The 20,778-nt window shown below is 73.0% G+C and carries 16 protein-coding genes; 4 read left to right on the top strand and 12 right to left on the bottom strand.

The window, feature by feature from the left end; translation table 11 throughout:
• Positions 1-49: 49 nt before the first annotated feature.
• Positions 50-2,674 (top strand): magnesium-translocating P-type ATPase, encoded by a 2,625-nt coding sequence (gene mgtA, locus MET2598_RS0132140; RefSeq protein WP_018263631.1) that lies wholly within the window; start codon positions 50-52, stop codon positions 2,672-2,674.
• Positions 2,664-4,193 carry a bifunctional aminoglycoside phosphotransferase/ATP-binding protein gene (locus tag MET2598_RS0132135; RefSeq protein ID WP_018263630.1) on the top strand — a complete coding sequence of 510 codons (1,530 nt, stop codon included), beginning with the start codon at positions 2,664-2,666 and terminating at the stop codon, positions 4,191-4,193. The genes mgtA and MET2598_RS0132135 overlap by 11 nt, the downstream gene beginning before the upstream one ends.
• Positions 4,194-4,244: 51 nt before the next feature.
• Here MET2598_RS0132135 and MET2598_RS0132130 read toward each other — a convergent pair whose 3' ends face one another.
• The 5 genes from MET2598_RS0132130 to MET2598_RS0132110 all read right to left on the bottom strand — a co-directional run bounded on the left by MET2598_RS0132130 (position 4,245) and on the right by MET2598_RS0132110 (position 10,870).
• A complete protein-coding gene (locus tag MET2598_RS0132130) occupies positions 4,245-5,414 on the bottom strand; it encodes an acetate/propionate family kinase (RefSeq protein ID WP_012335752.1) in 1,170 nt (389 codons plus the stop codon).
• On the bottom strand, positions 5,411-6,859 hold the full coding sequence (locus MET2598_RS0132125) for a bifunctional enoyl-CoA hydratase/phosphate acetyltransferase (RefSeq protein ID WP_012335753.1): 1,449 nt from the start codon (positions 6,857-6,859) through the stop codon (positions 5,411-5,413). The genes MET2598_RS0132130 and MET2598_RS0132125 overlap by 4 nt, the downstream gene beginning before the upstream one ends.
• A gap of 2 nt (positions 6,860-6,861) precedes the next feature.
• Complete coding sequence (gene fabI / locus MET2598_RS0132120) at positions 6,862-7,626, bottom strand: enoyl-ACP reductase FabI (RefSeq protein ID WP_018263629.1); 765 nt, start codon at positions 7,624-7,626, stop codon at positions 6,862-6,864.
• Between the two features lie 2 nt (positions 7,627-7,628).
• A complete protein-coding gene (locus tag MET2598_RS0132115) occupies positions 7,629-9,470 on the bottom strand; it encodes a PHA/PHB synthase family protein (protein WP_012335755.1) in 1,842 nt (613 codons plus the stop codon).
• A gap of 311 nt (positions 9,471-9,781) precedes the next feature.
• On the bottom strand, positions 9,782-10,870 hold the full coding sequence (locus MET2598_RS0132110) for an ABC transporter ATP-binding protein (RefSeq protein ID WP_236728856.1): 1,089 nt from the start codon (positions 10,868-10,870) through the stop codon (positions 9,782-9,784).
• Between the two features lie 274 nt (positions 10,871-11,144).
• Here MET2598_RS0132110 and MET2598_RS0132105 point away from each other — a divergent pair, with 274 nt between their 5' ends.
• Together MET2598_RS0132105 and MET2598_RS0132100 are read left to right on the top strand one after the other, a co-directional pair.
• Positions 11,145-11,960, top strand: coding sequence for a universal stress protein (locus MET2598_RS0132105; RefSeq protein WP_012335757.1), 816 nt, complete (start codon positions 11,145-11,147; stop codon positions 11,958-11,960).
• Between the two features lie 79 nt (positions 11,961-12,039).
• A complete protein-coding gene (locus MET2598_RS0132100) occupies positions 12,040-12,516 on the top strand; it encodes an Hsp20/alpha crystallin family protein (protein WP_012335758.1) in 477 nt (158 codons plus the stop codon).
• A 127-nt stretch (positions 12,517-12,643) separates the two neighbouring features.
• On the opposite strand, the gene MET2598_RS0132095 is transcribed toward MET2598_RS0132100, so the two are convergent.
• The 7 genes from MET2598_RS0132095 to MET2598_RS0132065 all read right to left on the bottom strand — a co-directional run bounded on the left by MET2598_RS0132095 (position 12,644) and on the right by MET2598_RS0132065 (position 20,648).
• Positions 12,644-12,988, bottom strand: coding sequence for a hypothetical protein (locus MET2598_RS0132095; RefSeq protein ID WP_018263628.1), 345 nt, complete (start codon positions 12,986-12,988; stop codon positions 12,644-12,646).
• Positions 12,989-13,085: 97 nt separating this feature from the next.
• On the bottom strand, positions 13,086-14,066 hold the full coding sequence (locus MET2598_RS0132090; RefSeq protein ID WP_018263627.1) for a zinc-dependent alcohol dehydrogenase family protein: 981 nt from the start codon (positions 14,064-14,066) through the stop codon (positions 13,086-13,088).
• Positions 14,067-14,106: 40 nt separating this feature from the next.
• Positions 14,107-14,790 (bottom strand): helix-turn-helix domain-containing protein, encoded by a 684-nt coding sequence (locus tag MET2598_RS0132085; RefSeq protein ID WP_018263626.1) that lies wholly within the window; start codon positions 14,788-14,790, stop codon positions 14,107-14,109.
• A 144-nt stretch (positions 14,791-14,934) separates the two neighbouring features.
• On the bottom strand, positions 14,935-15,297 hold the full coding sequence (locus MET2598_RS0132080; protein WP_012335762.1) for a response regulator transcription factor: 363 nt from the start codon (positions 15,295-15,297) through the stop codon (positions 14,935-14,937).
• Between the two features lie 124 nt (positions 15,298-15,421).
• Positions 15,422-16,054, bottom strand: coding sequence for a response regulator FixJ (gene fixJ / locus MET2598_RS0132075; RefSeq protein WP_018263625.1), 633 nt, complete (start codon positions 16,052-16,054; stop codon positions 15,422-15,424).
• Positions 16,044-17,585: a PAS domain S-box protein gene (locus MET2598_RS0132070; RefSeq protein WP_018263624.1), complete on the bottom strand. Its 1,542-nt coding sequence runs from the start codon at positions 17,583-17,585 to the stop codon at positions 16,044-16,046. Before MET2598_RS0132070 ends, fixJ begins: the two co-directional genes overlap by 11 nt.
• Positions 17,586-19,559: 1,974 nt before the next feature.
• The gene (locus MET2598_RS0132065) at positions 19,560-20,648 is read right to left on the bottom strand and encodes an RHS repeat protein (RefSeq protein ID WP_018263623.1); all 1,089 of its coding nucleotides are present in this window, start codon (positions 20,646-20,648) and stop codon (positions 19,560-19,562) included.
• Positions 20,649-20,778 lie beyond the last annotated feature (130 nt).

Genomic DNA, 20,778 nt, shown 5'->3' with positions numbered 1-20,778 from the left:
GCGCGGGCAGAATGCGGCGCGCCCCGGGAGGGCGGCGGCGGGGCGACACATGCGGCATGACGCGGAGACGGCGCGGACCCATCCGGGCGGGACGCGGGAGGACGGGCCGTTCTGGACCGGGAGCCCGGAGGCGCTCGCCGCGCGGCTCGGATGCGGCCTCGACGGCCTGAGCGCCGCGCAGGCGGCGCGCCGCCTCGCCGAGGACGGCCCCAACGGCGACCGCCCGGCCCGGGCCGACGGCGTCCTGCGGGCGGTGCTGCGGCGGCTGCTCGAACCCTTCTCGCTGATCCTGCTCGCGGCGGGGCTGGTCTCGATCGCCACCGGCGACTGGGGCGGGGGCGTCATCATCATCGCCATCCTGACCCTGTCGATCGGCCTCGACACGCTCCAGGAAGGCCACGCCGTCCGGGCCGCGGAGGCGCTGCGGCGCTCGGTCGCCCTCACGGCGGAGGTCAAGCGCGACGGCCGCTTCCGGACCGTGCCGGTCGAGGAGGTCGTGCGCGGCGACCTGATCCGCGTGCGCGCGGGCGACATCGTGCCCGCCGACGCCCTCGTGCTCGCCAGCGCCGCCTTCTCGGCCGTCGAGGCGGCCCTGACCGGCGAGCCCTACCCGGTCGAGAAGCGGCCCGGCCCGGTCGCGGCGACGGCCCCCGCCGAGGCCGCCAACGCCCTGTTCCGCGGCGCCGTCGCCCAGAGCGGGGAGGCGCTCGCCCTCGTGGCCGCCACCGGCCGCGCGACGATGTTCGGGGCCGCCGCCGCCTCCCTCGCCGAGAGCGCCGCCCCCTCGCCCTTCCAGCGCGACCTGCGCGAATTCGGCCTCGTGGTGGCGCGGCTCACCCTCGTGCTGGTGGTGGCCGTGCTGGCGGTCCGGGTCGCCCTCGGGCGGCCGGTGCTCGACTCGCTCCTCTTCGCGGTGGCCCTGGCGGTCGGCCTCACCCCCGAATTGCTGCCGATGATCACCACCGTGACCCTCGCCCGCGGGGCGCTGCGCATGGCCCGCCGCAAGGTGATCGTGAAGCGCCTCGCGGGCATCCACGACCTCGGCGCCATGACGGTGCTCTGCACCGACAAGACCGGAACCCTGACCTCGGCCGAGATCGTGCTCGCGCGCAGCTTCGGGCCCGACGGCCGCGACGACCCGCGCCCGGCCCGGCTCGGGGCCGTGGCGGCGGCGCTGGGCGGCGAGCGCGGGGCCCTCGACGCGGCGCTGCGGCGCCACGGCGCCGTCGGGCCCGACGGCGCGGCGCGGGCCGACGGGGCCGCCGCGGAGGGATGGCGCCTCCTCGCCCTGCGCCCCTTCGAGGCGGGACGCCGCAGCGGCGCGGTCCTGGCCGAGGGGCCGGAGGGCCCGCGCCTCATCGTCAAGGGCGCGCCCGAGGCCGTCCTCGCCCTGTGCACGGAGCGGCGGGACGGGGCCGGGACGGCGCCCCTCGGGGATCCCGACCGCGCCGCCTGCCTGGCGCGGCTGCGGGCCCTCGCCGAGGAGGGCTACCGGGCCATCGCGGTCGCCTCCCGGGAGGCGGCGGGGCCGCGGGATGCCGGGGAGGCGGGGCTCGTCCTCGACGGGTTCTGCGCCTTCGCGGACCCGCCCAAGCCCGACGCCGCTGCCGCGGTGGCGGAGCTCGCGCGGGCGGGGGTCCGGGTGAAGATCCTGTCGGGGGACGACCCGGTCGTGGTGCGGCGCCTCGCCGGGCATGTCGGCCTGCCGGCCCCCTCGGTGCTGTCGGGGACGGAGGTGGCCGCGCTCGGCGACGAGGCCCTCGCCGTGCAGGTGCGCCGGGTCGACGCCTTCGGGCGCCTCGCCCCCGACCAGAAGGCCCGCATCGTCAAGGCGCTGCAGGCGGGGGGCGAGGTCGTGGGCTTCCTGGGCGACGGCATCAACGACGCGCCGGGCCTGCGGCAGGCCGATATCGGCCTCTCGGTCGAGGGGGCGACCGGCGTCGCCCAGGCCGCCGCCGACATGATCCTGCTCGCCCCCGACCTCGCCGTGGTGGCGGCCGGCGTGGCCGAGGGGCGGCGCACCTTCGCCAACATCCTCAAGTACATCCGCATGGGGGCGAGTTCGAATTTCGGCAACATGCTGTCGATGGCGGCGGCCTCGGCGGCCCTGCCGTTCCTGCCGATGCTGCCGACCCAGATCCTGCTCAACAACCTGCTCTACGACCTGTCGGAGATCGGGATCCCGTTCGACCACGTGCGGCCCGAGGCGGTGGCGCGCCCGCAAACCTGGGAGATGGCGGGGCTGCTGCGCTTCGCCGCCGTGATGGGGCCGCTCTCCTCCCTGTTCGACCTCCTGACCTTCGGCGTGCTGCTCCTCGGCTTCGGGGCGGCGCCCGACGTCTTCCGCACCGCGTGGTTCCTCGAATCGATGGCGACGCAGATCCTGGTCATCGTGGTCATCCGCACGGCCGGGCGGCCCTGGCGCGACCGCCCGGGCAGCGTCCTCGCCGTCACCTCGCTGGCGGCGCTCGCGGTCGCGCTCCTGCTGCCCTTCACGCCGGCCGGGCCGTGGTTCGGGTTCGCGCCGCCGCCGCCCGCGCTCCTCGCGGCCATCGCGGCGATCACGGCGTCCTACCTCGCCGCGGCCGAGGCGGTGAAGCCCTGGGCCACCGGCGCCCGCCGCCCCGCCGGGTTCCTGCCCTCGCGCCGGAGAGGACGAGGCCATGCCGGGTGAGACCGAGATCCTCGAATTCCTGCGCCGGATCCTCGGCGCCGCGGGCGCGGTCGAGACGATCCGCACCCACATCTCGGTCGTCCTCCTGGCGGGGGAGCGGGTGTTCAAGCTCAAGCGGGCGGTGCGCTTCCCCTTCCTCGACTTCTCGACCGCGCCGCGGCGGCTCGCGGCCTGCGAGGCGGAATGCGCCCTCAACCGGCGCTGGGCGCCCGGCCTCTATCGCGGCGTGCACCGGATCACCCGGGGGGCGGATGGCGGCCTCGTCCTCGACGGCAGCGGCCCGCTCGTCGACGCGGTGGTCGAGATGCGCCGCTTCCCGGCGGCCGACCTGTTCGACGCGATGGTCCAGGACGGGCGCGCCACGCCCGCCCTCCTGACCGCGCTCGCCCACCGCATCGCCGCCCTGCACGCCGAGGCGCCGGCGAGCCCGGCGCGGGGGGGCGCCGCCGCGATGGAGCGCCTCGTCGCCCTCAACGATCGCGGCCTGCGGGCGAGCGGCCTCGTCGCCGCGGAGGTGGCCGACGCCCTCGCGGCGCGGTTCCGGGCCGCGCTCGGCCGCCACGCCGCGCGCGTCGAGGCGCGGCGCGCGGCCGGCAAGGTCCGCCGCTGCCACGGCGACCTGACGCTGCGCAACATCTGCCTGTTCGAGGGGGTGCCGACGCCCTTCGACGGGCTCGAATTCGACGAGGAGCTCGGCACGATCGACGTGCTCTACGACCTCGCCTTCCCGCTGATGGACCTCTGGCACCGCGGCCGGGGCGACCTCGCGAGCCTCCTCGTCAACCGCTACCTCGACGAGGCCGACGAGATCGACGGGGCGGGCCTGCTGCCCTTCCTGATGGCGCTGCGCGCCGTCATCCGGGCGCACGTCACGGCGAGCCAGGCGGCGGAGGCGCCGGCCGCCGCGGAGGGGGGCCTGTGGCGCGAGGCGCGGGCCTACCTCGCCCTGGCGGAGCAGTGCCTGCAGGCGGACGAGGCCCCGGTGCTGCTGGCGGTCGGGGGCCTCAGCGGCTCGGGCAAGTCGACGGTCGCGGCCGCGGTGGCGCCCTTCCTGGGCCCGCCGCCGGGCGCCCGGATCGTCGGCAGCGACCGCACCCGCAAGCGCCTGCACGGCGTGCCGGCCCTGACGCCGCTCCCCGCGGAGGCCTACGCGCCCGCGATGTCGGAGGCGGTCTACGCGGCGATGCGGGCGGAGGCGGCCCGCGCCCTCGCGGGTGGGGCGAGCGTGGTGGTCGACGCGGTCTTCGACCGTCCGGACGAGCGGGAGGCGATCGCCGCGGTGGCGCGGGCGGGCGGCGCCTCCTTCCGGGGCGTCTGGCTGCAGGCGCCGGTGCCGATGCTCGCCGCGCGCATCGCGGCCCGGCGGGACGACCCGTCCGACGCCACCCCCGCGGTGCTCGCCGCCCAGGCGGAGCGGGCCTGCGGCGAGATCACCTGGGAGCGCCTCGACGCCCGCCTGCCCCCGGAGACGCTGCGGGCGGTGATCCTGGCGCGGGGGCCGGTGCCCCGGGCGGGGTAGGGGCGGGGAGGCCCCCGCCCGCCCGGTCGGGCGCGACGCCGCATCCGCCCCTCACCCCCGCCCGGCCAGCAGCGCGGCGGCGGCCCGGGCGATCGGGCGCTCCTCGTTCGCCGGCACCACGTAGACCGCGACCGGCGACGCGTCCCGGCTGATCCGGGTCGCGTTCGCGGCGTTGCGGGCCGGGTCGAGCTCCACCCCCGCGAAGGCGAGGCCCTCGGCGATCGCCGCGCGCAGGGCGGGCGCGTGCTCGCCGATCCCCGCCGTGAAGACCAGCACGTCGAGCCCGCCGAGGGCCGCCATCAGCGAGCCCGCCTCCCGCACCGCCCGGTAGGCGAACAGCGCCAGGGCCTCGGCGGCCCGCGGATCGTCGCAGCCCTGCAGGGCCCGCACGTCGTCGCTGATCCCCGAGACGCCGAGCAGCCCCGAGCGGTTGTTCAGGAGGTCGGCCACCGCCTCCGCGCTCATGCCCCGCTCGCGGATCAGGTGCAGCACCAGCCCCGGATCGACGGCGCCCGAGCGGGTGCCCATCATCAGCCCGTCCAGGGCGGTGAAGCCCATGGTCGAGGCGAGGCTGCGGCGCTCCCGCAGGGCGCAGAGGCTGGCGCCGTGCCCGAGATGGGCCACGATCACCCGCCCCTCCGCCCGCGCCCCGGCCAGATCCGGCAGGATCTCGGCCACGTGCGCGTAGGAGAGCCCGTGGAAGCCGTAGCGCAGCAGGCCCTCCTCGCTCAGCGCCCACGGGATCGGGAAGAGCTGGGCGAGGCGCGGCTGGGTGCGGTGGAAGGCGGTGTCGAAGCAGGCGACCTGGGGCAGGTCGGGCCAGGACGCCGCCACGGCCCGCAGCCCCGCGAGGTTGTGGGGCTGGTGGGCCGGGGCCAGGGGCACCAGCCGCTCCAGCGCCGCGAGCACCCCCGCATCCACCCGCACCGGTGCCGAGAAGTCCCGCCCGCCATGCACGACCCGGTGCCCCGCCGCCCGCAGGAGGAGGTCCGGCGTGCGGCGGATCGCGTCGAGCAGCCACGCCACCGCGGCCGCGTGATCGCTGCCCGCCCCCGGCGCGTCGCCGGCCCTGAGGGCGAGCGGGCCCGCGGCCTCGACGCTCACGGCGCCGCCGAGGCCCGACACGCCGCCCCGGCAGAGCGGCTCCAGCGTGTCGGCCGCGAAGAGCGCGAATTTCAGGCTCGACGAGCCCGCATTGATCGCCAGGATCGCGTCGGTCACGCGGCGCCTCCTTCGGCGGACGCGGCGCCTCCTTCGGCGGAGGCGGGGTCCCCCGACGCCGCCGCATGCGCGAAGAGCTGGGCCAGCGCGCAGGAGGCTTCCCGCACCTCGGCGCTGTCGGCGCGGCTCGTCAGGATGATCGGCACCCGCGCGCCGAGGATCAGCCCGGCCGCGTCCGCCCCCGCGAGATGGATGAGCTGCTTGGCCAGCATGTTGCCCGAGACGAGGTCGGGGACGACCAGGATGTCGGCGTCCCCCGCCACCGGCGAGGCGATGCCCTTGGCGGCGGCGGCCTCCCGCGAGATGGCGTTGTCGAAGGCCAGGGGCCCCTCGACGCGGCCGCCGGTGATCTGGCCGCGCTCGGCCATCTTGCAGAGCGCCGCCGCGTCGAGGGTGGAGCCGATCCGCATCGACACCGTCTCGACCGCCGAGAGGATCGCCGCCTTGGGCTCGGCGATCCCCAGAGCCCGGCACAGGTCGATGGCGTTCTGGACGATGTCGCGCTTCTCCGCGAGGCTCGGCGCGATGTTGACCGCCGCGTCGGTGATGAAGAGCGGCTTGCGGTAATGCGGCACGTCGAGGGCGTAGACGTGGCTCATGCGCCGTTCGGTGCGCAGGCCCGCCTCCCTGCGCAGGGCCGCCGAGAGGATCTCGTCGGTGTGCAGCGCCCCCTTCATCAGCGCCGCCACGCTGCCGGCCCGGGCGAGGTCGACCGCCCGCTCGGCGGCCGCGTGGCTGTGGGGCGCCTCGACGATCTCGATCCCGTCGAGCGCGATCCGCGCCGCCTCGGCCGCCGCCGCGATCTTGGCCCGCGGCCCGACCAGGACCGGCTCGATCAGCCCGGCCCGCCGCCCCGCCAGCGCGCCCTCGAGGGAGACGGCGTCGCAGGGATGGACCACGGCGGTGCGGATCGGGGGCCTTCCCCGCGCCGCGTCGATCAGGCGGCGCCACTGGGCGCCGCGCTCGTGCAGGTGCACCTCCGGCAGCAGCACCCGGGGCCGGCGGACCTTCTCGGTCGGCGCGATCACCTCGGCCTCGCCGCTGATCACGCTCTCGCCGCGGTCGTTGAGGCAGGCGCAGTCGAGGACGAGCCGCGCCCGCGCCTCGTCCTTCGTCCGCACGGTGACCCGGGCCGTGATCGTGTCGCCGATCTTCACCGGCCGCAGGAAGCGCAGGGACTGGCCGAGATAGATCGTGCCCGGCCCCGGCAGCGCGGTGCCGAGCACCGCCGAGATCAGCGAGCCGCCCCAGAGCCCGTGCGCGATGACCCCGTGGAAGCGGTCCGTATCGGCGTAGTCCTTGTCGAGATGGGCGGGGTTCACGTCCCCCGACACGACCGCGAACAGCCGGATGTCGTCCGGCTGCAGGGTGCGGGCGAGGCTCGCGCTGTCGCCGACCCGGATCTCCGCCAGGGTGCGGTTCTCGATGAATTGGAGGGCTTCCATGATCAGGCCACCGCGTGCAAGCCGCCGTCGACGAAGGTGATGGTGCCGGTGACGCCGCGGGCGCCGTCGGCCGAGAGGGCGGCGGCCATGTGGCCGATCTCCTCCAGGGTCACGAGCCGGTGCTCCGGCGCGCGGGTGCGGGCGGCCTCGACGAGGTCGTCGAAATGGTCGATCCCCGAGGCCGCCCGGGTCACGACCGGCCCGGGCGAGAGGGTGTTGACCCGGATGCCGCGCGGGCCGAGTTCGACCGCGAGCGAGCGCACGCCGGCCTCCAGGGCGGCCTTGACCGGCCCCATCACGTTGTAGTGGTCGACCACCTTCTCGGCGCCGTAATAGCTCACCGTCAGGATGCTGCCGCCCGCCCGCATCAGCGGCTCGGCCCGCCGCGTCATCCGGATCAGCGAGTGCACCGAGACGTCCATGGCGGTGAGGAAGCCCTCCCGCGAGCAATCGGTGACGCGGCCGTGCAGGTCCTCCTTCGGGCAGAAGGCGATCGAGTGGACGAGGATGTCGAGGCCGCCCCAGGCCGCCTCCACCCGCGCGAAGAGCGCGTCGAGCTCCGCCTCCCGGGTGACGTCGAGGGGCGCGAGGATCTCCGCCCCGAGCTCCTCGGCGACGGGGGCGACGTGGGGCCGGGCCCGGTCGTTCAGGTAGGTGAGGGCGAGGCGGGCGCCGTTCTCCCGGAAGGCGCGGGCGCAGCCCGTGGCGATCGACTGCGCGTTGGCGACCCCGACCACGAGGGCGCGCTTGCCGGCGAGCAGGGCCATGGTCAGGCCTCCCGCACGTAGCGGCCGGGGGCCGGGCCGAGCGTCGGCGCGCCCGGCAGCCCCATCGGCGGCGGCGGCTCGGGCGGGCCGGACCGCTCGGCGAGCCAGGAGGCCCATTCCGGCCACCAGGAGCCCTGTTCGAGCCGGGCGAGGTCGAGCCAGCTGTCCGGATCGACGTAGCGGTCGGTCGCCGCCCTGCTGTGCACGCGGTAGTGGCGGCCGCGATGGCCGGGCTCCGAGACGATGCCCGCGTTGTGGCCCCCGCTGGCGAGCAGGAAGGTGACGTCCGCGTCGGTCATCAGCGTGAGCTTGAACACCGAGCGCCAGGGCGCCACGTGGTCCTTCTCGGTGCCGACGGCGAAGATCGGGGCGCGGATGTCGGTCAGGGCCACCGGCCGGCCCTCGACCCGCAGGCGGCCCTCCGCGAGGTCGTTGTCGAGGAACAGGCGGCGCAGGTACTCGGCGTGCATCCGCGCCGGCATCCGGGTGGCGTCGGCGTTCCAGGCCATCAGGTCGGTCACCGCCTCGCGCCGCCCGAGCAGGTAGCTGTTGACGATCCGCGACCAGATCAGGTCGTTCGAGCGCAGCAGCTGGAAGGCGCCGGCCATCTGCTTGGAGTCGAGGACGCCCTCGCTCCGCATCAGGCTCTCCAGGAAGCTGATCTGGCTCTCGTTGATGAAGAGCGTGAGCTCGCCGGCCTCGGTGAAGTCGACCTGCGCGGCGAAGAGGGTGAGGGAGGCGAGCCGCGCATCCCCGTCCCGGGCCATGGTGGCCGCCGCGATCGAGAGCAGCGTGCCGCCCAGGCAATAGCCCGCCGCGTGCACGGCCCGGCCCGGCCGGATCGCCGAGACCGCGTCGAGGGCGGCCATCACGCCGAGCCGCCGGTAATCGTCGAAGGACACGTCCCGGTCCGCCGGGCCCGGGTTGCGCCAGGAGATCATGAACACGGTGAAGCCCTGGCCGACGAGGTGGCGGACCAGGGAATTCTCCGGCGACAGGTCGAGGATGTAGTACTTCATGATCCAGGCCGGCACGATCAGGACCGGCTCGGGCCGGACCGCGCCGGTCTTCGGCGCGTACTGGATCAGCTCGATCAGGTCGTTGCGGTAGACGACCTCGCCCTCGGTGACCGCGACCTCGCGCCCGACCGCGAAGCGCTCGGCGCCCGCGGGCTTGAGGCCGGCGAGCCCGCGCCGGGCATCCTCCAGGGCGTTCAGGGCGCCGAGCACCAGGTTGGCGCCGCCGCTCGCCAGGGTCGCGTTGAGGACGACCGGGTTGGTGAGGGGGTGATTCGACGGCGAGACCCCGTCGAGCATCTGGCGCGCCGTGAAGGCGACGATCTCCTCGTGCGCCCGCGCCACGCCGCGCACGCCCGTGGTGGCGTTGTGCCACCATTGCTGGGTGAGCAGGAAACCCTGCTGGTAGAGGCAGAAGGGCCAGGTCCGCCAAGCCGGGTCGTCGAAGCGGTGGTCCTGGGGCAGGGGCTCGATGCAGGGTTCGGCCTGCGCCCCCACCAGGAGGTTGCGCCACAGGAAGGATTGCAGGCGCTGGCCCTTGCGGAAGGCCTTGGCGGCGAGTTCGGCCTGCTTGCCGGGCGAGAAGGCCGCGTGCACGCTCCAGTCGAGCCAGGCATTGGCCAGGGCCGCCGGCGAGAGGCCGCCGGTGAGCCGCGCCACCGCGGCATGGGCCGCTTGGTCGATCGCCTGGCCGGCGTCGTGCAGGTCGTCACCGGGCTCCGCGGCGTCCCGGACGGGACCGGCGGCCGCGACCGGCGGCACGAGGCGGAGGGCAGGGGGGCGGGCCGGGATCGCGGCCGAGGATTGCGTGGGGGAAGTCGCGAGCATGGGGGGTCTCCAGCGCCCGCCTCTCCTAGCCGGGCACGGCGTTCCGCCCACTGATCCAGATCAGAGCTGAGCTGCACGCACGCGCTCAGGATCGTCCGATGCGCGGGGCGCCGGATGCGATCTCGGCAAACGCTCGGCAATACCTTGGCAAACGAGGCCTCGGTGGGCCGTGTCGCGCACGATTCGCGCACCGCGCACGATCCGCGCACCGCGCACGATCCGCGCGGGGGGGCCCCTCTCCCGCGGGGGTACGAGGCGGATCCCCGATCTCCGATCCGCCCGGCGCCGGGCCCGGCTCGCGGCGCCCCCGCTCACGGCGCGGCCGCCCCGGGTACCGCGCAGGCCTGCGCGACGTGCCCCTCCGCCAGCGCGCCCGTCGCCCGGGCGATCAGGTCGTACTTGGTGCGCGTGACGCTGACCTCGCGGAACCAGTTCACGAGGTCCCCCCAGGGGTCGTTCATGTGCGCGAGCCCCGACACGAAGGCGACGACCGTGCTGACCTCCGCCTCGCCGGTCACCACCGCGTAGCCCCCGACGCCCAGGATCCCCGCCACGCCGAGGTGGTAGGACATGTTCATCAGGAAGTTCATCGAGAACTTGATCCGGAAGATCCCCATGTTGAGGCCGAAGACGGCGTCGAGCCGCTCCGCCTCGGCCGGCGCGACGGCGCCGGAACGCGCCTCCACGATGCCGCCGCTGACCCGCCGCAGCAGGCCGATGCGCGCCCCGACCCGGCGGTTGATGGCCCGCTGCATCAGCGGCACGAAGACGAGCTGGGGCGAGAACACCGCCAGCGCCACCAGGGCCATGGCGGGGTTGAGCATGGCCAGGTAGGCGAGCGTGGTGACCAGGATGCCCGCCTGCAGGAGCGGCTCCGAGAAGCAGGAGGCGACGAAGCCGCCCACCGGCTCGGCCTCGTCCAGAACCAGCGCCACCTCGACGCCGCGCGCCTGCCCGGCGCCGCTCCGCGGCGCGCCGCCGTGCAGCCCGGCGCCGTGGCAATCCTCCATGATGGCGGCGCGCAGGCGGCGCACGGCCCGCTCGGCGACGAAGCCGCGACCGATGTTGAGCACGAGCTTCAGCAGCCCGAGCCCGCAGGCGGTGAGCGCGTAGAGGACGGCGAGCCGCAGCAGCACCTGCGGGTCGGCCCCCTTCACGGCGTGGCCCACCGCGCGCCGCTGGATCTCCAGGGGCAGCACCCCCGCCAGGAACACCGCCACCACCAGGAGGGCGAGCCAGACCTGCGCCACGGCACTCTCGCGCCAGATGAAGGTCAGCAGGTCGGGAGGGGTGCTGCGCGCGGGCGAAGGCGCGGGCGAAGGGCGGCAGAGATCCGGTGCCTCGTCCCGCGGCCGCGCGGCCTCCCGCACATGCCCCGTCGCCATGGGCCCTGTCGCCATGGGCGTTTCCCTCCCTCCGGCGCCGCGGCCGGGTTATAGCCGGCTCACTACCGCCTCCCGTGCTGGGTCGCCTTGATCCGCCTCAAGGGTTGTGCGGCCGCGGCCCCCTCACCCCGCGGCCGGCCCTCGGGCTCGAGCGCAGTCACTCGATCGCAGTCACTCGATCCCTTGCGCTCGATCCCTCGCCGCCGGATCCCTTGCGCTGGATCAAGGCCGATCCGCGCGTCCGGCGGGATCCTCCCCGCACTGAGCCGGACTGAGCCGGGAGGACACCATGATCCGGGACCTGATGATCGTCGTCGACGGCGTGGGTCGGCGCGCGCTGCCCTGCGGCCTCGCGCTCGCGGCCGAGACCGGGGCCTCCGTCACGGCGGCCGGCGTGCTGCCGGCCGTGCCCTTCGAGACCTACGCGCAGGCCGAGATCCGCTACGACATGATCGTCTCGGCGGAGCGGAGTTCGCGGGAGCGCGCCGCCGAGGCGGCCGAGGAGGCCGCGGCCGCCGCCCGCGGGGCGGGGCTCTCCTGCGAGAGCGTCGTGATCTGCAGCTCCGCCCCCGAGGCCGCCCAGGAGCTCGCCGAGCGGGCGCGCCTGTGCGACCTCGTGGTGATCGAGCAGGCCGACCACGCCGCGCCCAAGCCCGCCGACGCGCAGATGGAGCCGCTGCTGTTCCGGTCGGGCCGCCCGGTGCTGATCGTGCCCTACATCCAGGCCGCCCCGCCCGCCCTGACCTCGGCGGTCGTGGCCTGGGACGGCAGCGCCCAGGCGGCCCGCGCCCTCGCCGACGCGCTCCCGCTGCTGCGGCGCGCGAACCGCGTCGAGGTCGTCACCGTGGCCGAGGAGCCGACGCCGGAGGACCTGCCCCGGCGCATGGTCCGCCACCTCGCCCGGCACGGCGTCGACGCGACCTTCCGGGTCGTCCGGGCCGGCATCCCGCCCGCCGAGGCCCTGCTGTCCCACGTCGCCGATTGCGGCGCCGACCTCCTGGTGATGGGGGCCTACGGCCACGCCCGGCTGCGCGAGGCGCTCATCGGCGGCACCAGCCGCACGATGCTGCGCTCCATGACGGTTCCGGTCCTGATGTCCCGCTGAGGGCGCGCCGCGGCACGCCCGCCGCGCGCGAGGCGAGGCCGGGCCGATGCGGGAGCCCGGCCGATCGAGGGAGAGTCCCATGAACCTCAAGTCCATTCTGGCCCTGGGCGGCCGGCACGACGATCCGCTGGTCGGGCTCACGGCGGTCCAGCCGCCCCTGCAGCGCGAGTTCGACCGGATGCTCGGCGAGGTGCGGGCCGGCCTGCCGGCCTTCCTGCAGGGCCCGATGCCCCGCATGGACGTCGTCGAGCGGGACGACCACGTCGAGGTGACGGCGGAGCTGCCCGGCCTGGAGCGCAGCGACGTCCAGCTCGAACTGATCGACGACATGCTGGTGATCCGGGGCGAGAAGCGCCAGGAGCGGGAGGGGATGAAGGGCACCCGCCGGGTGACGGAGCGCAGCTACGGCGCCTTCTCGCGCGCCATCGAATTGCCGGCGGGCACGCAGCCCGAGGAGATCGAGGCGCGGATGGAGAAGGGCGTGCTCACCCTGAGGTTGCCCAAGCCCCATGCCGGCGCCCCGCGGGCGCGGACGATCGACATCAAGGCCGGCTGATCCGGGCCGCGCTCCCCTCGGCCTCGGACGCGGGGATCCGGTCACGGATCGGCCGCGTCCCGCGCGCGGACGCTGCCGCATCGTCCCGACGAGCCGGCCGCCCGCCGCGCCGACGCGGCGCGCGTCCTCAGCGGGCGCAGACCTTGGCGCTGGTCGCGGTGTTGATCCAGCAGGCCGGATCCTCGGTGCTGCGCGCGTACTCGCCCGGGAGCGGCACGGTGCGGCCGCCCAGGGTGAGATAGCCGAACGCCACGCCGGGCCGGTCGACCTCGAGCGTGACGGTCGGCTTGCCCGCGGCGGAGATCCTGAAGCTTCCCTGGCGTCCCATCGCCGTGAAGGTGCAGGGGTACTCGCCCTCGTCGCTCGTCCGGCACGTGGCGGGCCTGGCGGCCGCGGCGGTCGCGCAGGAGAGCAGGGCGGCGGCGGCCGCGACGGAGCGGAGCGGGCGCGGGAAACGCCTCGGCGGTGTCATGGTGCGGGCTCGCGGAGCTGATTCGGTGCGGCCGCAGGATACAGGACGCGCCGCCGGCGCCCGAGGGGCCGCAGGCCCGTCACGGGCCGCAGGCGCGTCACGGCACCAGGACGGCGGCCCCCTTCAGCCCGGCCCGGTGCGCGGCGATCGCCGCCTCGGCCTCCGCGAGCGGGAAGCTGCGGGTGTGGGTGACGATGCCGGCCCGCGGCGCCGCCGCGAAGAAATCCCGCGCATCCGCACGGGTCAGGTTCGCCACCGACAGGATCCGCCGCTCGCCCCACAGCAGCGCGTACGGGAAGGCCGGGATGTCGCTCATGTGGATGCCGCCGCAGACCACGGTCCCGCCCTTGCGCACGGCGCGCAGGGCCGCCGGGACCAGGCGCCCGTCGGGGGCGAAGATCAGGGCGGCGTCGAGGGGCAGGGGCGGGGGCGCGTCCGAATCGCCCGCCCAGACGGCGCCGAGGCGGCGGGCGAAGGCCTGCCCGTCCCGGTCGCCGGGCCGGGTGAAGGCGTGGACGGCGCGGCCCTCCCGGCGGCAGATCTGGGCCACGATGTGGGCGGCCGCCCCGAATCCGTAGAGGCCGAGCGTCGCGGCCTCGCCCGCCATCCGCAGCGTGCGCCAGCCGATCAGCCCGGCGCAGAGGAGCGGCGCGGTCGCGACCGGATCCGCCTCCTCGGGGAGCGGGATCGTGTAGGCGGCCTCCGCCAGCACATGCGTGGCGAAGCCGCCGTCGCGGGTGTAGCCGGTGAAGCCGGGCCGGTCGCAGAGATTCTCGCGGCCCGCCGCGCAATGGGGGCAGCGGCCGCAGGTATGGCCGAGCCAGGGCACGCCGACCCGGGCGCCGGGACGCGGCGCCGCCACCCCGGGCCCCAGGGCCTCGACGCGCCCGACGATCTCGTGGCCGGGCACGATCGGCAGGCGCAGGTCCGGGAGGTCGCCGTCGATGACGTGGAGGTCCGTCCGGCAGACCGCGCAGGCCTCGACCCGGATGCGGACCTCGCCGGGGCCGGGGACCGGGTCGGGCCGGGTCTCGGCGACGAGGGGCCCGCCGATCCGGTGCAGGACCATCGCGCGCATCGTCAGCCTCCCGTCGCGCCGGCCCGCCCCGACCCTCTCCTCATTCCTCGACCAGCCGGCGCATGCGGCCCTTGCGCAGGGTGACCTGGCGGGCGCCGGCGCGCAGCAGCGCGCCCTCGCCCTCGAGCTGCGAGATCGTGCGCGACACGGTCTCCAGGGTGAGGCCGAGGTAATCGGCGATGTCGCGGCGGGTCATCGGCAGGGCGACGTGGCCGGCATCGCCGAGGCGCTCGCCGACGGTGAGCAGGAAGGCCGCCACCCGCTCCTGGGCCGAGCCGCGGCCGAGGAGCAGCATGTGCTCCTGCGCCCGCCGCAGATCCCGCGCCGCCAGCCCCCAGAGCGCCACGGCCACCTCGGCGCGCTCGGCGGCCACGCGGGCGATCTGGCGCCGGCGGACCATCATGACCTTGGTGTCGCAGATCGCCTCGGCATTGTGGCCGTGGACCTCGCCCTGCTCGAACCCGAACAGGTCGCCGGGCAGGTGGAAGCCGGTGATCTGGCGCCGGCCGTCGCCCAGGATCTTGCAGGTGCGCACGGCGCCGCTGACGACCCGGTAGACGAATTCCGCCTCCTCGCCCTCGCCGTAGATCTCCTCGTCGCGGGTGAAGCCCGTGGGCGAGCCGACGAGGTCGGGGCAGCCGGGAAAGAAGCTGCCCGGCGCGAGACCGGCGGCGGGCGCGCCCGCGATCGGGAGCGGTCGCTGCGAAACGGTGTCGATGGCCATGGGTCCTGTCCCCGTCCTGTCCCCGTCCTGATCGGATGGGGGGAGAGTGGCGGGAACCGGGGGGCGGCGACATCCCGGGCGATCTCTTACGGGGACCCGCTTAAGGAGATCTGCGTAGGCGCGCCGGGGCCGCGGCGCGTCGCGTCAGGCCGGCGCGCCGCCCGGCCCCGCGGCGAGGAGGGCCGGGAGCGCCTGGGCCGCCAGCGCCTTGTCGACCAGCGGCACCCCGGCCTCGGCGGCGCGGCGGCGGATCTGGGGATCCGGGTGGCCGGTGGTGAGGACGACGGGCGCGCGGACGTCGAGGGCGCGCAGGGCGAAGAGCACGTCGAGGCCGCTCAGGCCCGGCATCATCACGTCGAGGATCACGCAGGCGGGTTGCGGGCCGGGAAAGGCGGCCAGCAGGTCGTTGCCGTTCGCGAAGGCCGCGACCGCGTAGCCCTCGCTCTCGAGCAGGAACTGCAGCGAGTTCAGGACGGCAGGATCGTCGTCCGCGATGTAGATGGCCACGACCGGCTCCCTCACGCCGCCCGCGACAGGAGCATCGCGGCACGGCTGACGACCCGCATCATAGCGGGCGACGGGCCGCCCGGGCTTGATCTCGCTCAAGGCCGGTGCCGCCCGGCCTGCCGGCTCAGGCGAGGCCCGCCCGCACGGCCCAGCGCACGAGTTCGGAGAGGGAGGCGGCCTGGGTCTTGGCCATCACCTTGGCCCGGTAGATCTCCACGGTGCGCGGGCTGATGGCGAGCGCCCGGCCGATCTCCTTGGCGGTGCCGCCGGCCACGAGGTGGGTGAGCACCTGCCGCTCGCGCCCGCTCAGGGTCTCGACCCGGCGGGTGAAGTCCCGCAGCGCCGGGTCGGCCGGGTCGGCCCCGGGGAGCGGGGCGGTCGCGGGGGCCGGGCGGGCGAGGGCGCCGCGCACCGCGCGCAGCAGCGTCTCGTCGTCGAAGGGCTTCTCGATGAAGTCGCTGGCGCCGAGCTTCATCGCCTCGACCGCGAGGGGCACGTCGCCGTGGCCGGTCATGACGATGACCGGGAGCGGGCTGCCGGCCGCCCGCACCCGGCGCAGGAACTCGATCCCGTCGATCCCGGGCATGCGGATGTCGGTGAGGATGCAGCCCTCCGCGAGGCCCGGCAGCGCGTCGAGCAGCGGCTCGGCCGCCTCGTAGAGGCGCGCGGTGTACCCCGCCGTGTCGAGCAGGAACCCGACCGAGTCGCGCATCGCGTCGTCGTCGTCGACGACGTGCACCGCCGGATCAGCCGCCATCGGCGAGCTCCCCCTCCTGGCTTTCCACGACCCGCGCGGCCGGCAGGGTCAGGCTGAACGTCGCCCCGCCGGCCGCGTTGCGGGCGACCGCGAGGCGGCCGCCATGCGCCTCGACGATCGAGCGGCAGATCGACAGCCCGACGCCGAGGCCGGTCGCCTTGGTGGTCACGAAGGGCTGGAACAGCCGGTCGGCGACCTCCGGGGCGATGCCCGGGCCGGTATCCGCCACGGCGATCTCGACCATCCCGGGCGCGGCGGGCCGCGCCTCGACGGTGATCTCCCGCCGCGGCACCGGCTGCATCGCCTCGCGGGCGTTGCGGATCAGGTTCACCAGCACCTGCTGGATCTGGACGCGGTCGGCGAGCACGGCGCGCACCCGCGGATCGAGGCGGGAGCGGAACACGACGCCCTGCTCGCGGGCCCCCACCAGGGCGAGGGCGCTCGCCTCCTCGATCAGGCGGGAGACCCGCTCGATGCGCTTGTCGGTCTCGCCGCGGGCCACGAAGTCGCGCAGCCGCCGGATGATCTGGCCGGCGCGCAGGGCCTGCTCGGCGACCCGGTCGATGGCGTCGAGGGCGCGGGACGGCACGCCGCCCGCCTGGTCGAGGAGCCGGCGGCAGCCGCGGGCGTAGTTGCTGACCGCGCCGAGGGGCTGGTTGAGCTCGTGGGCGAGGGCCGAGGCCATCTCCCCCATGGCGCTGAGCCGCGAGACGTGGACGAGTTCGGCCTGCAGCTCCTGGAGCTTGGCCTGGGTCTCCTGGCGCTCGGTCAGGTCGGTGATGAAGCCTGTGTAGAAGACGCGCTCCCCCGAGCGCATCTCCCCGATCGCGAGTTCCATCGGGAAGGTCGAGCCGTCCCGGCGCTGGCCGGTGACGATGCGGGCGGTGCCGATGATGCGCCGCTCGCCGGTGCGGTGGTAGCGGGCGAGGTAGCCGTCGTGGCGCTGCCGGTCCGGCTCGGGCATCAGCAGGTTGACGTTGCGGCCGATCACCTCCGCGGCGGCGTGGCCGAACAGCCGCTCGGCGGCGGCGCTGAAGGAGTGGATGCGGGCCTCGGCATCGATCACCACCATGGCGTCCGGCACGGTGTCGAGGATCGATTGCAGGTGGGCCTCGCGGGCGCGCAGGTCGTCCTCGGCGCGCTTCTGCGCGTCGATGCTGAAGACGACGCCGCGGTGGCGCATGGGCCTCCCCGCGGCGTCGAGCTCGACCCGGCCGCGCGAGCGCAGCCAGGCCGTCCGCCCGTCCGGCCGCAGGGCGCGGTAATCGACCTCGTAGGTGCCGCCCTCGGCGAGCGCCCGCGCGATGGCGGCGGCCCGGCCGGGCCGGTCCTCCGGGTGGATCCGGGCCTGGAAGGCGTCGAGGCTGGTCAGGCTGCCCTCGGGCGCGCCGAAGAGCGCGTCGCAGGCCGCCGAGGCCGCGACCGCGCCGGTGGCGGGATCCAGGGACCAGGTGCAGATTCCGGCCTCGTCGAGGGTGGCCCTCAATTCGGAGGGATCGAGGCCGCTTCGCGCCGGCCGGTTCTCCGGCACCGCGTCAGATCCGACCTGTGCCGTCGAAGATCCCAGGTCCGGTGCCGTCAGAGAAGACAATCCGCGCTGCTCGTCCTGCTTCGACGGAGCCGGACCGGAGTGTGTCCGCCGTGCTGTGCGGCGCGCCACCCCCTGTTCGGTCGTCATCTCTTCGTTCCTGGCGGTTTTCTAGCAAATGGCGGAGGCGGCGGGTAGGGGCGGGATGCGTGCCCGGATGCGCGCCGGGGGCTGGCCGATGGCAGGGCCCGTCCCTGCGATCTGTTCGGGGGCCGCCCGGGATCGTGCCCGGTCCCGGTCCTTCGCGGGGCGAGGCCGCCGGGGGCGATGCCTGCGCGTCATCATCTCCGACGCGTCGCGGCCATGGAACGGCGGCGAGGGCGGCGCGGTCCGAATCTTGTGCGGCGGGACATCGGGTCCCCCGGACCCTTCCGACTCTGCCTTCACCCCGCTTTCGGGGAAGTACCTCATGTACAAATCCCCTTCCTCCCATGGAGGGATCAGCTCGAGAGACATGAAAATGATAATATTCGACATTTCTGAAAACCTCAACATTCTGGAACACGGCTCAATGAAGAACGTCAAATTGTTTACCGGCAGCGGGCGAACGAACCGCTCGGTCGAGGACCCGCGGGGCTCAGGGCGTGTTGCCCTTCGCCACCTAAAATAGCCAATATTTTTTCGGATTCCCATTCTGAATTCTCTGGTAGTTTTCAAGGAAAATACTGATTCCCAGAGAGCGGGACGTGGAGATCGTGGCTTCGCTGATATCATAATTCTTAACGTCAAAGAATTTTGTGCCGATATGATCGCAATCCAGAGTACAGCATCCACCCGCAACGATCTGCAGGTGCAAACCAGTATTTCATTTGTGGCGGCGCTCGTGAGAAAGTACTAGATATATTCAGCGTAAGAAGAGAGCGAATTTGCGATTTTATCTGCGTATAATACGTAAGAACAAACGTTTTTCAACTTGCGAATATGTTCTATGTAGTCTGATTATATCGGAAGATATCCTTCAACAAGGGACTGGAGGACTTGTGTCTCCATCACTTGGCTCCAGAATCTTAAGTTGATCCTAATTTTGGTTTCTCTATCCCGGCTTCCTGCCATCACCTAATCTCCGAGATTTCCTATACATTCGCCATTGTAATATATGTCTCCATTGTCGATCTCGGATTCGCAATTATCGCGTCCGCCTAAACCTGCTCTCGGTGGTCATCTTCGGCGCGTCACGGGTACGGCACGGCGGCGAGCGCAACACGAATCCTCTGCGATGGGAATCGGGTTTCGCAGAATGCGACTATTCTGCCCTGACCTCATTCTCCGGAAAATATCTAATGTACAAATCTCCCTGCTCCCATCGAGGAATTAACTCAAGGGACATAAATACTATGATCTTTGACATTTCTGAGAATCTTAAAACTCTGAAAGAGGGTTCATTGAAAGACACCATGCTGTTCGACGGAAATGTGTCTCTATTTCTCAGGTGTCTCGCCAGGGTATTATATTCCTCAACGCTCATGAAATCGTCTACTTTTGTGAATTTTCTATCATTGTCGATGAGATTTAATGTCAGTGAAATCCACGTGGTGCCGCTCTCGTCCGTATCGTGGATTTTTCCGGGAATAATACACAAATTGACGTCCCTTGAGCTGAATGTAATGTTTCTGGCTACCAACATGAGACCACCCATCCACTCGGAGAGAGAACGACTGTGCAGCTTGCGCCTATATATCTTTTGTTTCCGTTGGGCTGAAGCTCGACACTAATAGGATTATTGACTGCATCATTCAAGGCTCTTGGCGTTATGCCTCTTTCTGCATCCGTTTGAGTCCATGGCCACTGATGCCGGTGATTTCCGCCGATGGATCGATCAAAGAGGGAGGTGCTATCGCGCAGAGAGGGATAGCTCCAGGTGCTAATCCGCTCGTATCTGCCCAGCGCTGTGGAGAGTTTTGCGCATGTGAATACAAGTTAGCGCGTCAGCTGCGTCGTGCCGTCGTCGAGCACGCGCGCCACCGCGCTCGGGCGGTTGAAGGCACCACTGGAAATCGCGTCCGGCTGTCCCGGGTAATTGTACCAGACCCGGTTCTCGAGCGGCTGCTTCTCGCTCTCGATGGCCACGCCCTTGATGCCGTTGCCGGCATGCACGAAGTGACGGAGGCGGGCCTTCGCGTAGTCGCACCCGCCCGCGGGCGTGCATCCGGCCTGCTCGTAGGCGTCCTTGTCCCAGTGGAAGCTGTTCCGGTAGGTGAGGTACTGGTTGGCCGGCGCCACCGGCATGCCCTGCGGCACGGTCGCGGCCGGCTCGCTGTCGGGGATCGGGGCGGGTTCGAGCCACTCCTCGCGCTCGTGGAAGCCGAGGGGATCGGTCACGTCCACGAAGCGCGGGGGCGCGCTGGTGCCGGGGGCCGTGAAGGCGAAGCGGGTCGTGCCGTAGGGCGTCGTCAGCGCGGTCACGAGGCCGTTGGCGTCGTAGGTGAAGCGCGAGGTCAGCCCGATCACGTCCGTGATGGCGCTCAGCCGTCCGAGCCCGTCGTAGGACAGGGAGGCGCTGCGGCCGAACGGGTCGGTGATCTGGGTGAGCAGCAGCGGCCGGCCCGGCTGCCCGTAGCCGAAACGCGTCTGCCGCCCGACCGCGTCGGTCAGCGCCGTCAGGCGCAGCTGCGCATCGTACGTGAAGCTGAGCGCGTTGCCCTGCGGGTCCACCACCTTGCTGAGGAAGATGCGGCGCGGGAAGCCGGTGCTGCCGTCCGATTCGGCGTAGATCTCTGTCGTCCCGTCGCGCAGCCTGCGGCGATACGCGATCGGAGATTCCGCCGCCCGGGTGAGAACCGAGCCGTCGTCGCTCTGGGGCGCGAACGCGCCGGTCGTTCCGGAATACCCCGTGTAGAAGTAGGCGCCCCCCGTCGCGATCACCCGGGACACGTTCCCGCCCGGGTTCTGCGGGTCGTCCGAGACGTAGCTCAACCAGTTGATGGTCCATTTCGGACCGAGGTTGAAGAAGCCGAACACCGAAGGCTGGCTATCCTCCCGCTGGTTGTAGCTGATGCGGGTGCGCACCTCCGGTCCGATGGCCGGGACGTAGCGGGACTGTCAGGAATTTCGTGTGGGGCGGCCATAGTGAACCCGAAGGAGGTTCCCGATGGCACGACGCAAAGCGCCCCGCATCCCTGATGCGATCTTGGACCAG

This window comes from Methylobacterium sp. WSM2598 (assembly GCF_000379105.1).
GTDB lineage: Bacteria > Pseudomonadota > Alphaproteobacteria > Rhizobiales > Beijerinckiaceae > Methylobacterium.
The sequence above is the reverse complement of the archived record's forward strand: the minus strand, read 5'-3'. Positions and strand labels throughout refer to the sequence as shown.

Excerpts from the sequence above, each read along its gene's own strand:
- mgtA (WP_018263631.1), top strand. The coding sequence starts at position 50 with ATGCGGCATGACGCGGAGACGGCGCGGACCCATCCGGGCGGGACGCGG.
- MET2598_RS0132135 (WP_018263630.1), top strand. The coding sequence starts at position 2,664 with ATGCCGGGTGAGACCGAGATCCTCGAATTCCTGCGCCGGATCCTCGGC.
- MET2598_RS0132125 (WP_012335753.1), bottom strand. The coding sequence starts at position 6,859 with ATGGAAGCCCTCCAATTCATCGAGAACCGCACCCTGGCGGAGATCCGG.
- fabI (WP_018263629.1), bottom strand. The coding sequence starts at position 7,626 with ATGGCCCTGCTCGCCGGCAAGCGCGCCCTCGTGGTCGGGGTCGCCAAC.
- MET2598_RS0132115 (WP_012335755.1), bottom strand. The coding sequence starts at position 9,470 with ATGCTCGCGACTTCCCCCACGCAATCCTCGGCCGCGATCCCGGCCCGC.
- MET2598_RS0132110 (WP_236728856.1), bottom strand. The coding sequence starts at position 10,870 with ATGGCGACAGGGCCCATGGCGACGGGGCATGTGCGGGAGGCCGCGCGG.
- MET2598_RS0132105 (WP_012335757.1), top strand. The coding sequence starts at position 11,145 with ATGATCCGGGACCTGATGATCGTCGTCGACGGCGTGGGTCGGCGCGCG.
- MET2598_RS0132100 (WP_012335758.1), top strand. The coding sequence starts at position 12,040 with ATGAACCTCAAGTCCATTCTGGCCCTGGGCGGCCGGCACGACGATCCG.
- MET2598_RS0132095 (WP_018263628.1), bottom strand. The coding sequence starts at position 12,988 with ATGACACCGCCGAGGCGTTTCCCGCGCCCGCTCCGCTCCGTCGCGGCC.
- MET2598_RS0132090 (WP_018263627.1), bottom strand. The coding sequence starts at position 14,066 with ATGCGCGCGATGGTCCTGCACCGGATCGGCGGGCCCCTCGTCGCCGAG.
- MET2598_RS0132085 (WP_018263626.1), bottom strand. The coding sequence starts at position 14,790 with ATGGCCATCGACACCGTTTCGCAGCGACCGCTCCCGATCGCGGGCGCG.
- fixJ (WP_018263625.1), bottom strand. The coding sequence starts at position 16,054 with ATGGCGGCTGATCCGGCGGTGCACGTCGTCGACGACGACGACGCGATG.